This is a genomic window from Pseudomonas sp. p1(2021b) (assembly GCF_020151015.1).
Classification (GTDB): Bacteria; Pseudomonadota; Gammaproteobacteria; order Pseudomonadales; family Pseudomonadaceae; genus Aquipseudomonas; species Aquipseudomonas putida_K.
Window position 1 is genome coordinate 4,060,751 of record NZ_CP083746.1, and the last position, 13,650, is coordinate 4,074,400.

Consider the following 13,650-nt stretch of genomic DNA (forward strand, 5'->3'; position numbering starts at 1 on the left):
ATGCCCCGCCTGCTCGCGCCCCTGCTCGCTCTTTCCCTGCTGCTGCTCGGCACCCATGCCCAGGCCAGCTACATCACCCGCCAGTTGAACAAGCCGGTGCCCGGCGGCGTGGCCGTGGTCGACCTCGGCCCCGCCGCCACCGCGCCCAGCGCACGTTTCGACGGCAAACCGGTGCTGGTGGTCCAGGAACAGGGCAACTGGCTGGCCATCGTCGGCATCCCGCTGACCCAGAAACCCGGCCCGGCCGTCGTCACCCAAGGCTCGCGCACCCTGCCCTTCACCATCGGCAGCAAGAAGTACCCCGAGCAGCACATCACCCTGAAGAACAAGCGCCAGGTCAACCCCAACCCTGCCGACCTCAAGCGCATCGACCGGGAACTGGCCGAACAGCTCAAGGCCTACCGCAGCTTCAGCCCCACCCTGCCGAGCAACCTGATCCTCGACAAACCAGTCTCAGGCCCCTTGTCGAGCAAGTTCGGCGTGCGCCGCTTCTTCAATGGCGAAGAACGCAACCCCCATGCTGGCCTGGATTTCGCCGTGCCCGCCGGCACGCCGATCAAGACCCCGGCCAATGGCAAGGTGATCCTGGTGGGCGACTATTTCTTCAATGGCCGCACCGTGTTCGTCGACCATGGCCAGGGCTTCATCAGCATGTTCTGCCACATGTCGAAGATCGACGTGAAGCCGGGCCAGGTACTGCGCCGCGGCGAGGTGGTCGGCCGCGTGGGCGCCACCGGGCGAGCGACCGGGCCGCACATGCACTGGAACGTCAGCCTCAACGACGCGCGGGTCGACCCGGCGATCTTCATTGGCGCTTTCCAGCCCTGAATACGGGGACGCAACCCTCGCCGCTCCCACAGGCTCACTGCAGGCCGTGAGCCAGCGCAACGCCTGTAGGAGCGGGCTTGCCCCGCGATTGGGCCGCCCTGGCGAACGCCGCTAGCGCCCCGTGCAAAGACCGCGCAAGTAACAAGGTACTTTCCAGATAAAACAGCGATAAAATCTCGAAACTATTGGTTTTTTGAGCTTTTCTATCAATTTTTTCTGAAGGCTTGCCATCCCTCACCCCACTGGTTAGGGTTGAGGCATGAAAACCTCCAACACCCTCATTCTGCTCCGCCAACACCGCAGCCTCTGCCTGGTCAGTGCACGACTACCAGGGTGAATCGCGTCGCCTCGCCTTTTCATCTCGTTACGTTCGGCAGGCCCGATCACGGCCGCACACTAAAGGATTGCTTCCATGACCATGCTCAAAGACCCTTCGAAGAAATACCGCGCGTTCCCGACCATCGACCTGCCTGACCGCACCTGGCCGTCGAAGACCATCACCCAGGCGCCGATCTGGTGCAGTTCCGACCTGCGTGACGGCAACCAGTCGCTGATCGAGCCAATGGACTCGGAGAAGAAGCTGCGTTTCTGGAAGACCCTGGTGCAGGTGGGCGTGAAGGAAATCGAAGCCGCGTTCCCGTCCGCCTCGCAGACCGACTTCGACTTCGTGCGCACCTTGATCGAAGATGGCCACATCCCGGACGACACCACCATCCAGGTGCTCACCCAGGCCCGTGAAGACCTCATTGCCCGTACCTTCGAGTCCCTGCGCGGGGCCAAGAAGGCCATCGTGCACCTGTACAACGCCACCTGCCCGTCGTTCCGCCGCATCGTCTTCAACCAGGACAAGCAAGGCGTGAAGGACATCGCGGCCAACGCGGCCAAGCTGTTCGTCAAGTACGCCGCCCAGCAGCCGGACACCCAGTGGACCTTCCAGTACTCGCCGGAAACCTTCAGCGCCACCGAGATGGAATTCGCCAAGGAAGTCTGCGACGCCGTGATCGAGGTGTGGAACCCAACGCCTGAGCACAAGATCATCCTCAACCTGCCAGCCACCGTCGAAGTGTCGACGCCGAACGTCTACGCCGACCAGATCGAGTGGTTCTGCCGCAACGTCAACCGCCGCGACAGCGTGATCATCAGCCTGCACACCCACAACGACCGTGGCACCGGCATCGCCGCCACCGAGCTGGGCCTGATGGCCGGCGCCGACCGCGCCGAAGGCTGCCTGTTCGGCAACGGCGAACGCACCGGCAACGTCGACCTGGTGACCTTGGCGCTGAACCTCTACACCCAGGGCATCGACCCACAACTGGACTTCTCCGACATCGACGGCGTGCGCAAGGTGGTCGAGGAATGCAACCAGCTGCCGGTACACCCGCGCCACCCGTATGTCGGTGACCTGGTCCATACCGCGTTCTCCGGCTCGCACCAGGACGCCATCCGCAAGGGCTTCGCCAAGCAGAAGGACGGCGAGCTGTGGGAAGTGCCGTACCTGCCGATCGACCCGGCCGACATCGGCCGCAGCTACGAGGCGGTGATCCGCGTCAACAGCCAGTCGGGCAAAGGCGGCATCACCTACCTGCTCGAGCAGGAATACGGCATCAGCCTGCCACGCCGCATGCAGATCGAGTTCAGCCAGGTGGTACAGGGCGAGACCGACCGCCTGGGCCTGGAAATGACCGCCCAGCAGATCTACAGCCTGTTGCACAAGGAATACCTCCAGGCCAACACGCCGTATGCGCTGGTCAGCCATCGCCTGCAGGAAGAGAACGGCCACAGCGCCGTGGAAGTGGAAGTCGCCGGTGAAGGCGAGACCACCCTGCACTGGCGCGGCAAAGGCAACGGCGCGCTGGAGGCACTGGTCGCCGGCCTGCCGATCGCGGTCGAGATCATGGACTACAACGAGCATGCCATCGGCGCCGGTACCAACGCCAAGGCCGCGGCCTACATCGAACTGCGCGTGGCCGGTGGCCGCCCGGTACACGGCGTGGGCATCGACGAGAACATCACCACTGCCAGCTTCAAGGCACTGTTCAGCGCCCTGAACCGCTCGCTGAGCCAGCAGGCTGCCAAGGCGGCGTAAGCTGTCACGCAGCGCTCGAGGCCCGCATCGTTCGATGCGGGCTTTTTTATTGGCCGGTACAGGCACTGCAAGAATTCCAGGCAAAAAAAGGGGCGCCGACCAAGCGCCCCACAAGCCGTAAAGCACACAACAAAATCAGTTGGCGTCCAACAGCGCCATTGCCTCCGCACTGCACGCTTCGATCCGCGCCCAATCGCCATTCTTCACCCAGCTGCTGTCGAGCATCCAGGTGCCGCCTACGCACATTACGTTTGGAAGGGCCATGTAATTGCGTACATTGGCCGGGTTGACGCCACCGGTGGGGCAGAAACGGATATCGCCGAACGGGCCGCCAAAGGCCTTGATCGCTGCCACGCCACCGCTGATCTCGGCGGGAAACAGTTTGAAGCGACGGTAGCCCAGGGCATAGCCCATCATGATTTCCGAGGGTGTGCTGATACCCGGCAACAGCGGGATATCGCTTTGCACGCCAGCCTCGAGGATGTCCGGGGTGATGCCCGGGGTGACGACGAACTGTGCACCGGCCGCTTCCACCGCGGCGAACATCTCGCGGTCGAGCACCGTGCCGGCACCGACGCACAGCTCCGGACGCTGCTCACGCAGCACGCGGATGGCCTTGAGGCCATGCTTGGAGCGCAAGGTCACCTCCAGGGTGCGAATGCCGCCGGCGGCCAGGGCGTCGGCCAAAGGCAGGATGTCCTCCTCACGGGCGATGGTGATCACCGGCAGGATGCGCGCCTGTTCGCAGATCGCGTCGATCCTCGCGGCTTTTTCAGCCATCGAGAGCAAAGGCTGTGGTCGTTCAAGGGTGGTCATGAAAGTGGGTCCTTGGCTCATGGGCACCAGTAGATGTCCAGGGGGTCGTGAAGAAAGGCGCGAATCGGCATTTCAGTAAAGTTTTCGCCCGCCGAGGCGGCGCGCAGGGTAGCGAGTTTGCCCTGGCTCTGCACCGCCAGCGCGGTGAAGGCGGCCTTGGCCAGCACGGCGCGGGTCATGCTCAGGCGCTGGCGCGGCACGCTCGGGGCCAGCATCGGCAGGCAGCGACGCTCGCTGGCCAGGTCCAGGCCGTCGTGCAGGTTGGGGCTGGCCGGGAACAGCGAGGCCGTATGGCCATCGTCGCCCATGCCCAGGACCAGCACATCGATTGGCGGGAGCTCGGCCAGTGCCTGGTCGGCCTGCTCAGCCGCGGCCTCGAGGTTTTCCGCATTGCGGTACAGCCCGATGAAGCGGGCCTTGGCCGCCGCGCCCTTGAACAGGTGACGCTTGAGCAGACCGGCATTGCTGTCGGCATGCTCGACCGGCACCCAGCGCTCGTCGGCCAGGCTGACCGTGACTTTTGCCCAATCCAGGGCCTCGGTGGCCAGCTTCTCGAGAAACGGTACCGGGCTACGCCCGCCCGACAGCACCACGCAGGCCTGGCCCTTGCTGGCGATGGCCTGACGCAGCCGCTCGGCCACGTCCCGGGCCAGCGAGGCCGCCAATGTATTGGAGTCCGCCAGCTGGTGTACCTTCACGGTCGCCGGCAATTGCAGGTCAGATATCGCCATACCAAGCCCTCCCATCGCGAGTGATCAGCGCGATCGAACTCATCGGCCCCCAGGAACCGGCCGCGTAGGGCTTGGGGGCGTCCCCGGCGTTCTTCCAGCCGGCGATCAGTTGGTCGCACCATGTCCAGGCGTATTCGATTTCGTCCTTGCGCACGAACAGGTTCTGGTTACCGCGCATCACTTCCAGCAACAGACGCTCGTAGGCATCCGGGATGCGCGCGCTGCGCCAGGTGTCGGAAAAATTCAACTGCAAGGGCCCGCTACGCAATTGCATGCCCTTGTCCAGCCCCTGCTCCTTGGTCATCACCCGCAAGGAAATACCTTCGTCCGGCTGCAGGCGGATGATCAGCTTGTTACCGATCTGCAAACGCTGTTCGGGAGCGAAGATGTAGTGCGGCGTCTCCTTGAAGTGGATGACGATCTGCGACAGCTTCTGCGGCATGCGCTTGCCGGTACGCAGGTAGAACGGCACGCCGGACCAGCGCCAGTTGCGGATGTCGGCACGCAGGGCGACGAAGGTCTCGGTGTCGCTCTGGGCGTTGGCGTTGTCTTCTTCCAGGTAGCCTGGCACCGGCTTGCCGTCGCTGTAGCCGGCGATGTACTGGCCACGCACCACACGGGTGGCCAGCGCTTCGCCAGTGATCGGCGCCAACGCCTTGAGCACCTTGACCTTCTCGTCGCGGATGCTGTCGGCGGACAGGTCGCTGGGCGGGTCCATGGCGATCAGGCACAGCAGCTGCAACAGGTGGTTCTGGATCATGTCGCGCAGTTGCCCGGCCTTGTCGAAGTAGCCCCAGCGGCCTTCGATGCCGACCTTCTCGGCCACGGTGATTTCCACGTGGGAGATGGAGTTCTGGTTCCACTGGGTTTCGAACAGACTGTTGGCAAAACGCAGGGCGATCAGGTTCTGTACCGTCTCCTTGCCCAGGTAATGGTCGATGCGGTAGACACGATTCTCCGGGAAGAAACGCGCCACGGCATCGTTGACCCGGCGCGAGGACTCCAGATCATGGCCGATGGGCTTTTCCAGCACCACGCGGGTGCGTTCGGCAAGGCCGGCCTTGTCCAGGTTTTCGCAGATCGCGCCATACACGGCCGCAGGCGTTGCGAAATAGGCGATCAGCGGCAGGTCCGCCGCCACCTGCCCGGCCAGGTCCTGGTAGCCCTCGGCCTGGAGGAAGTCCAGACGCAGGTAGCTCAGCCGGCCAAGGAAGCGCCCCAGTACGCCGGGCTCGATATCGCTATCGGGCACGAAGCGGCGCAGGTGGGCCTCGATGGTGGCCAGGTGCTGCTGGCCCTCGCCCGCTTCGCGAGCCAATGCCAGCAGGCGGGAATCGGGGTGCAGCAAGCCCGCCCGGTCGAGCTGGTAGAGCGCGGGAAACAGCTTGCGCAATGCCAGGTCGCCCATGGCGCCAAACAGGGCAAAGGTGCAAGGTTCTACACTGATCGCAGCCATGATGTTGGTTCTTTTCCAAAGTTGACCTAGGAATATCGCTTTCAAACGCAGTTTTCAAGGGCTAATGTAGTAAAAACTACAACATTACCGACAAATACCACAGACAAGTGGTGCGACACTGGCACCGACAGTACGATAGACACCGTGCAAACGGCCCGCTGTTCCATCAGCCGGCTGTCTTCCCGACCCAAGGACATACCATGGACCGCGTGCGAAACCTCCTGGAACAGATCCAGGGACGCCTCGACGAGCTGAACAAGGCCGAACGCAAAGTCGCCGAAGTCATCCTGCTCAACCCGCAACAAGCCACCCGCTTCAGCATCGCCGCCCTGGCCCAGGCCGCCAAGGTCAGCGAGCCGACGGTCAACCGCTTCTGCCGCTCCTTCGGCGTCAGCGGCTATCCCGAGCTCAAGCTGCAGCTGGCCCAGAGCCTGGCCAGCGGCGCCGCTTACGTCAGCCGCGCGGTGGAGGCCGACGATGATCCGGCCGCCTATACCCAGAAGATCTTCGGCAGCGCCATCGCCTCGCTGGACAGCGCCTGCCAGCAGCTCGACCCGCAACAGGTCAGCCGCGCCGTGGACATGATGATCCAGGCCCGGCAGATCCACTTCTTCGGCCTGGGCGCCTCGGCCCCGGTGGCCCTCGACGCCCAGCACAAGTTCTTCCGCTTCAACCTGGCCGTGTCGGCCCACGCCGACGTGCTGATGCAACGCATGCTGGCCTCGGTGGCCCATACGGGCGACCTGTTCGTGATCATTTCCTACACCGGGCGCACCCGCGAACTGGTCGAGGTGGCCCGCGTCGCCCGCGAGAACGGCGCCTCGGTGCTCGGCCTGACCGCCGCCGGCTCGCCCCTGGCCAAGGCCTGCAGCTTGAGCCTGCACATCCCGCTGCCCGAAGACACCGACATCTACATGCCGATGACCTCGCGGATCATCCAGCTCACCGTGCTCGACGTACTGGCCACCGGCATGACTTTGCGCCGGGGCGTGGACTTCCAGCCGCACCTGCGCAAGATCAAGGAAAGCCTCAACGCCAGCCGCTACCCCGTCGAGGACGACGAACTCAGCTGAGCCGATGCGCCTGCAGGCTCAGGTGGGCCTGCTGCCCGGGCGCCAGGCTCAGCCCCTCGCCACTGCCGCTGGCCGCTTCGACACAGACGAAACGCTGGCACTCGCGCCCGCTGACACCCACCAACGGCCGACGCCCCGGGTGCCAGACCACGGTATCGTCGCTGTCGCCGGTATCGATGCACAGTTCGCGCTGCCAGGCCGGGTCCTGCAATTGCACTCGAGGCGTGCCCGGGTAGACCTTCTGGCACCCGCCCTTGAGCTTCAGCGCGCCATCCTCGCGGCAGGCCTGGCGATTCAAACGGTCATAACCTTCGATGTCCTCGAGCCCGGACAGCGCTATCTGCGCAACGTCGCTGATCCGCCAATAGGCCAGCAGCGCATGGCTCAGCTGGCACGGCTCACTGTCCTGGTGCTCGGTGGTCAGGCTCAGCTCCATGCGCCGGCCCAACCGGGCATGCAGGTCGACCTGCCAGTCGCACAGCTGCAGGCGCCACGTGAGGGTCACGCCCTCCTCGTCCTCATGGCTGTCCATGAGCTTCCAGTCGAGCAACCGCGCCCAGCCATGGGCCGGCCACAGGTCTTCGCTCGGGTGACGCCCATACCAAGGCCAGCACACCGGCACGCCACCCCGAATGGCCCCCACCTGCGGCCATTGCTCGGCGCACCACAACCAGGGCCGTTCGCCCGTTGGCTGGAAGTGCAGGAGCTGCGCGCCCTGGCGGCTGAAAACCGCCTGGCAGCGGGGGTGGTCGATGATCAGTACATCGCGCTGCTGGTAACGCTCCCACTCGAACGTCGGCCGAGGCCTCTGCGCGCAAAAGAAGCGATGTAGCGGATGTTCGGGCATGGTTCCAAGCTCTTGTTGTTTGAGATAGCGCTATCTCGGCTCAGGCCTCGTTTCCACTGCGGACCAGTGGAAACGAGGAAGCCGGGAATGGATGGCGTAAATTTACAACAATTTTTCTCAGAATGACGACTGAATCTTCAAGCCAGCGACCAGCGCGTTATCCACCTCGTCCACGCCGCCCGGGCTCTTGATGTATTGCAAGTTGGGCCGCACGGTCAGCCAGTTGGTGACGTGGAAGCCGTAGTAGAGCTCGGCGTTGTACTCGGTGCGCTGCAGCGGCACGAAGCCTGGGTTGTCGTAGTCATCGATGCCACTGGCGGCGTTGAGCTGCTCGGCACGCTTCTTCACGTCGTCGTTGACGTGGATACGGGCGATGCCGAAGCCGATGTCATCCTTGGGCCGGGCGTCGAACGGCCCCTTGTAGACCATGCCGACCTGCTGGTAGTTGTCGATGACGTTGGTGGCCTTGTCATGCACCGTGAAGTTGGCGAACAGGCTCAGGCCCCGGTTGACATCGCCGTTGTGCGCCGTGACCTGCTGCTGGGCCACCACCCACCAGCCATGCTTGCTGGAATGGGACTTGAAGTCGTTGCCAGTGATGCCTTGAGGCTGGCCGTTGACGTCCTCGTAGACATCGTCGGCACTGGCGGTGCTGTAGTAGTAGCCCAGGCGGTACTCGCCCGGCAGGCCGTTGACCTTGGGCGACCAGACCATCTCCACCGGCAGGATGGCGCCCTTGGTGCCACTGCCGCTGAGCTTGAAGCCATTGCCGGTCTCCAGGTTCGAGGGGTTCTGTTCGAAGGCGCCCACCTGCACGAAGAATTCCGGGTTGATGTTGTACTTGACCCGCAGCGCCCACTGACTGACCGGCCAGTTGTACCAGATACCCCCCACCCAGTTGCCCACCTGGGAGCCGCAAAACGCCAGGTTCTGGAAGTCGCAGGGGAAGCTGTTGAAGTCCTCGCCTTCGCCGAAGCGGCCGAATTTTACATCCAGGGCGCCGTCGAAGTACTTCTGCTTGATCCACATCTGGGTCAGGCGCCAGGTCTGGCCACGGCCCCAGACCTCCTGCACGGAGCTGAGATGGCCGGCCCGCGGGTCGCCGATGCGGTCGTTGGACAGGTTGCGGCCGCTACGCTCGGTGATCGCCAGCTTGAACTCGGTGTCGTGCCAGCCGAGGATCTTCTCCAGGTCCAGGTGCGCGCCCAGGGCGAACTGGTCGCTGTAGCGTGCGGTCTTGTCGTCGTTGTAGCCACCATGCAGATTGCCGGCCACCTCGCCGACATAATCGAGGGTGAAGTCGTAGCCTTTTTCCAACAGCTCGGTGCGTGTCCCGCCCCAGTCGCCGGTCATCCATTTGGACTCCGCCGAGAAGGCCTCGGCCGCCTGTGCTCCATTGCTGCCGACGATGGCCAGCATGGCCAACGACCCCAGCGTCCTGATGCGTTTACGATGATCCATCCCTTGTTCCTCACTGTTCTTGTTATTGATGGTGTAGACGATTCAGCGCCCTTTGAAACGGGCCACATTGCCGGAAACCTCCGATACCGGCTCGGCATGGCCCAGGCGCTCGCCGCTTTGCGCGTCGAACAGCAGCACCCGTGCCGGGTCGAACTGCAGGTTCAAGGTATCGCCGACCCGGCAGGCGACGTCCGGCGCCAGCCGGCAGCACACCTTGACCTGATTGAGGGTGACGAACACCAGCAGGTCCGGCCCGGTGGGCTCGGTCACCTGCACCTGAGCGCGGATGCCAGGCAGGCCGGTACCCTCCCCCACGCCGATCTGCTCTGGGCGGATGCCCAGAACCACTTCACGCCCTTCCCACTCGCCCGCCATGCGCCCCAAGGGCAGCTCGCAACGCGCCTGGCCGCTGTCGAGCAACGCCAGCAGGCGCCCTTCCTGTTTCGTCAGGCGAGCGGGGATGAAGTTCATCGGCGGTGAGCCAATGAAGCTGGCGACGAATTGGTTGGCCGGGTCGTTGTAGATCTGCTGGGGCGTACCGAACTGCTGGATCACGCCATCCTTCATCACCGCGACCTTGTCGCCCAGGGTCATGGCCTCGATCTGGTCGTGGGTGACATACACGGTGGTGGTCTTCAGGCGCTGGTGCATCAGCTTGATCTCGGTGCGCATCTCCACCCGCAGCTTGGCGTCCAGGTTCGACAGCGGTTCATCGAACAGGTAGATCTTCGGCCGCCGCGCCAGCGCCCGGCCCATGGCCACCCGCTGCTGTTGGCCGCCTGAGAGCTGCCCGGGCTTGCGGCCGAGCAGGTGTTCGATCTGCAGCAGCTTGGCGACCCGCGCCACCTCTTCGTCGATGGCTGCCTGGGGCATCTTGCGAATCTTCAGGCCGAAGGCGATGTTGTCGCGCACGTTCATGGTCGGGTATAGCGCATAGGACTGGAACACCATGGCGATGTCCCGGTCCTTGGGGCTCATGGCACTGATATCGGTGCCGTCGACCAGGATCTGGCCACCGCTGATGTCCTCGAGCCCGGCGATGCAGTTCATCAAGGTCGACTTGCCGCAGCCGGAAGGCCCCACCAGGATCAGGAACTCACCCGACTCGATACCCAGGTCGATGGCCTTGAGGGTATCGGCCAGGCCACTGCCGTAGCGTTTGTTGACGTTGCGAAGTTCGAGCCGTGCCATGTGTCACCCCTTGACCGCGCCGGCGGTCAGGCCGCGCAGGAAATATTTGCCGGCCAGCACATAGACCAGCAGGGTCGGAAGCCCCGCGATCATCGCCGCCGCCATGTCGACGTTGTATTCCTTGACCCCGGTGCTGGTGTTGACCAGGTTGTTCAGGGCCACCGTGATGGGCTGGGCGTCGCCGCTGGCGAACACCACGCCGAAGAGGAAGTCGTTCCAGATCTGGGTGAACTGCCAGATCAGGCAGACCATGATGATCGGCACCGACATCGGCAGCAGGATGCGTCCGAAGATCGTGAAGAACCCCGCCCCATCCAGCCGTGCCGCCTGCACCAGGGCCTCGGGCACGCTGCAGTAGTAGTTGCGAAAGAACAGCGTGGTGAAGGCCAGGCCATAGACGATATGCATCAGCACCAAGCCCGTGGTGGTACTGGCCAGGCCCAGCTTGCCCAGGGTGAACGAGGCCGGCAGCAGGACGGTCTGGAACGGCAGGAAGCACCCGAACAGCAACAGGCCGAAGAACAACTGCGAACCGCGGAAGCGCCACATCGACAGCACATAGCCGTTGAGCGCGCCGATCAGCGTGGACAACACCACCGCCGGCACGGTGATCTTCACCGAGTTCCAGAAGTAGCCGCCCACGGCGTCCCAGGCCTTGACCCAGCCGATGCCGGTGACCACCTCCGGCCAGCTGAGCAGGTTGCCGGCACGAATATCCTCGGGGGTCTTGAAGCTGGTGAGCAGCATCACCACCAGCGGGATCAGGTACAGCGCGCAGGCGGCCAGCAAGGTGGCATGGATGGCCAGACGGCTGGGGGCGAACCAACGTGGGCTAGTCATGGCGCTTATTCCTCAGTTCCGAATACAGGTAGGGCACCAGGATCGCCAGGATGGCGCCGAGCATGAGGATCGCGCTGGCCGAGCCCATGCCCATCTGCCCACGGCTGAAGGTGAAGTTGTACATGAACATCGCCGGCAGGTCGGAGGCATAGCCAGGGCCACCTGCGGTCATGGCGGCGACCAGGTCGAAGCTCTTGATAGCGATGTGGGCAAGGATCATGAGGGCGCTGAAGAACACCGGCCGCAGGCTGGGCAGGACGATGCGCAGGTAGATCCTCGGCAGGCTGGCGCCGTCGACCTGGGCCGCCCGCACGATGGACGAGTCGACCCCGCGCAGCCCCGCCAGGAACAGCGCCATGACGAACCCGGACGCCTGCCATACCGCGGCGATCACCAGGCAGTACACCACCCGCTCGGGGTCTACCAGCCAGTCGAAGCGAAAGCCCTCCCAGCCCCAGTCGCGTAAGAGCTTGTCCAGGCCCAGGCCGGGGTTGAGCAGCCATTTCCAGGCCGTGCCGGTAACGATCATCGACAGCGCCATCGGGTAGAGGTAGATGGTGCGGATGACCCCTTCGCGGCGGATGCGCTGGTCCAGCAACACCGCCAGCAAGACACCGACCACCAGGCTGATGGCGATGAACAGCCCGCCGAATACCAGCAGATTCTTGCTGGCGACCCACCAGCGGTCGTTGTCCAGCAGCTTGAGGTACTGGGTCAGCCCGGCCCACTTGTAGTTGGGCATGAAGCTGGAGTGGGTGAAGGACAGCACGAAGGTCCAGAGGATGTAGCCGTAGAAGCCCACCAGGACGATCAGCATGCTCGGCGCCAGCACCAGTTTCGGGAGCCAGCGTTGCAGGGCGTCCAGGGGGGAGGCCCGCAGGGTTGCGGTTGCTGTGTTCATGAGTGATACCGAGTCAATGGCGGCGCTGCGCACCGCATCGCGGGGCAAGCCCGCTCTCACAGAGTGAGCGCTGCCCACAGGTCATGCGGCACCTGTGGGCGCAGGCCCGTTACTGGGCCGCCTTGATCGCCGCGCCCAACTGCTTGGCCGCCTTGGCCGGATCGGCCTTGGGGTCGTTGAGGAAGTTGGTGACCACGTCGAAGATGGCCCCCTGCACCGCCAGCGACGAGGCCATGTTGTGCGCCATGCTCGGCTGCAGGCCATCCCCCTGCTCGGCTTGCTGGAAGTCCTTCTGCGACTGCTGGGTGCAGGCATCGAACTGGCTCATGTCCATGCCCTGGCGCACCGGCAGCGAGCCCTTGGCCTGGTTGAAGGCCGTCTGGAAGGCCGGCTCCAGGGCGACCTTGGCCAGGTCGTTCTGGGCCTTGATGTCGTTGTCGTTCTTGAGCTTGAACATCGCCAGGGAGTCGATGTTGTAGGTGAAGCTGCCCTGGGTGCCGGGGAACGGCACGCATTGGTAGTCCTTGCCGGCCACCTTGTGCGCAGCGGTCCATTCGCTCTTGGCCCAGTCGCCCATGATCTGCATACCAGCCTTGCCGTTGATCACGTCGGCGGCAGCGATGTTCCAGTCTCGACCGGCGCGGTTGGCGTCCATGTAGGTGCCCAGGCGTTGCAGAGCCTTGAAGGCCTCGACCATCTGGGCGCCGGCCAGGGTGTCCTGGTCCAGCTCGACGAAGGCCTTGTGATAGCCCTGCGGCCCCAGGGTCGCCAGTACCAGGTTCTCGAACACGGTGCTGTCCTGCCAGGGCTGGCCACCATGGGCCAGGGGCTGGAAGCCTGCCGCCTTGAGCGTGTCGGCAGCGGCGAACAGTTCGTCCAGGGTGGTCGGCACCTTGGCCCCGGCCTTCTCGAACACCTGCGGGTTGATCCACAGCCAGTTGACCCGGTGGATGTTCACCGGCACGGCTACGTAATGGTCGTCGTATTTCCAGATGGGGGTGAGCTTGGCCGGCAGCAGTTGATCCCACTGGTTGGCCTGGGCCACGTCGTCGAGCTCGGTGAGCAGACCCAAGGCGCCCCACTCCTGGATATCCGGGCCCTTGATCTGCGCGGCGGCGGGTGGGTTGCCGGCGACGGCGCGGCTCTTGAGTACGGTCATGGCCGCGGCACCGCCACCGCCGGCCACGGCGTTGTCCTTCCAGGTGAAGCCGTCCTTCTCGACTTGTTGCTTGAGGGTATTCACGGCCGCGGCCTCGCCACCGGAGGTCCACCAGTGCAGGACTTCGACGGTGCCATTGTTGGCGGCGGAAACGGACAGCGGCATGAGTGAGGCGAGGGAAACGACAGCGGCGAGACGAGTGATCGCATTCATCGTGAGGGAACCTTTCTTGTTGTTATGCATAGGCAAGTCATGGTGCTT

The 13,650-nt window shown here is 64.2% G+C and carries 12 protein-coding genes; 3 read left to right on the forward strand and 9 right to left on the reverse strand.

Features of this window, described 5'->3' with window-relative positions; all coding sequences use genetic code 11:
* Both K8374_RS18925 and leuA read left to right on the forward strand, forming a co-directional pair.
* Positions 1-828 (forward strand): M23 family metallopeptidase, encoded by an 828-nt coding sequence (locus tag K8374_RS18925; protein ID WP_224456766.1) that lies wholly within the window; start codon positions 1-3, stop codon positions 826-828.
* A gap of 412 nt (positions 829-1,240) precedes the next feature.
* The gene (gene leuA / locus K8374_RS18930; protein WP_224456767.1) at positions 1,241-2,914 is read left to right on the forward strand and encodes a 2-isopropylmalate synthase; all 1,674 of its coding nucleotides are present in this window, start codon (positions 1,241-1,243) and stop codon (positions 2,912-2,914) included.
* 135 nt (positions 2,915-3,049) lie between these two features.
* On the opposite strand, the gene K8374_RS18935 is transcribed toward leuA, so the two are convergent.
* From K8374_RS18935 to zwf, 3 genes are read right to left on the reverse strand one after another with little or no spacing between them, the layout of a single operon-like run.
* Positions 3,050-3,730: a bifunctional 4-hydroxy-2-oxoglutarate aldolase/2-dehydro-3-deoxy-phosphogluconate aldolase gene (locus tag K8374_RS18935; RefSeq protein WP_224456768.1), complete on the reverse strand. Its 681-nt coding sequence runs from the start codon at positions 3,728-3,730 to the stop codon at positions 3,050-3,052.
* A gap of 17 nt (positions 3,731-3,747) precedes the next feature.
* Positions 3,748-4,461, reverse strand: a complete 714-nt coding sequence (gene pgl, locus K8374_RS18940; RefSeq protein WP_224456769.1) for a 6-phosphogluconolactonase — start codon at positions 4,459-4,461, stop codon at positions 3,748-3,750.
* Positions 4,448-5,917, reverse strand: coding sequence for a glucose-6-phosphate dehydrogenase (gene zwf, locus K8374_RS18945; RefSeq protein WP_224456770.1), 1,470 nt, complete (start codon positions 5,915-5,917; stop codon positions 4,448-4,450). Before zwf ends, pgl begins: the two co-directional genes overlap by 14 nt.
* Before the next feature lie 209 nt (positions 5,918-6,126).
* On the opposite strand from zwf, the gene hexR reads away from it, so the two are divergent.
* Positions 6,127-6,990, forward strand: a complete 864-nt coding sequence (gene hexR, locus K8374_RS18950; RefSeq protein WP_224459361.1) for a DNA-binding transcriptional regulator HexR — start codon at positions 6,127-6,129, stop codon at positions 6,988-6,990.
* Here hexR and K8374_RS18955 read toward each other — a convergent pair.
* The 6 genes from K8374_RS18955 to K8374_RS18980 all read right to left on the reverse strand — a co-directional run bounded on the left by K8374_RS18955 (position 6,983) and on the right by K8374_RS18980 (position 13,602).
* On the reverse strand, positions 6,983-7,837 hold the full coding sequence (locus K8374_RS18955) for a D-hexose-6-phosphate mutarotase (RefSeq protein ID WP_224456771.1): 855 nt from the start codon (positions 7,835-7,837) through the stop codon (positions 6,983-6,985). The genes hexR and K8374_RS18955 overlap by 8 nt on opposite strands.
* A 117-nt stretch (positions 7,838-7,954) precedes the next feature.
* Positions 7,955-9,256, reverse strand: coding sequence for a carbohydrate porin (locus K8374_RS18960; protein WP_224459362.1), 1,302 nt, complete (start codon positions 9,254-9,256; stop codon positions 7,955-7,957).
* Positions 9,257-9,340: 84 nt separating this feature from the next.
* Entirely contained in the window at positions 9,341-10,489 is a 1,149-nt protein-coding gene (locus K8374_RS18965; protein ID WP_224456772.1) for an ABC transporter ATP-binding protein, read from the reverse strand.
* Positions 10,490-10,492: 3 nt separating this feature from the next.
* Positions 10,493-11,329, reverse strand: a complete 837-nt coding sequence (locus K8374_RS18970) for a carbohydrate ABC transporter permease (protein ID WP_224456773.1) — start codon at positions 11,327-11,329, stop codon at positions 10,493-10,495.
* Positions 11,322-12,230 (reverse strand): carbohydrate ABC transporter permease, encoded by a 909-nt coding sequence (locus tag K8374_RS18975; protein ID WP_224456774.1) that lies wholly within the window; start codon positions 12,228-12,230, stop codon positions 11,322-11,324. The genes K8374_RS18970 and K8374_RS18975 overlap by 8 nt, the downstream gene beginning before the upstream one ends.
* A 109-nt stretch (positions 12,231-12,339) precedes the next feature.
* Positions 12,340-13,602 (reverse strand): ABC transporter substrate-binding protein, encoded by a 1,263-nt coding sequence (locus K8374_RS18980; protein WP_224456775.1) that lies wholly within the window; start codon positions 13,600-13,602, stop codon positions 12,340-12,342.
* Between the last annotated feature and the right edge of the window lie 48 nt (positions 13,603-13,650).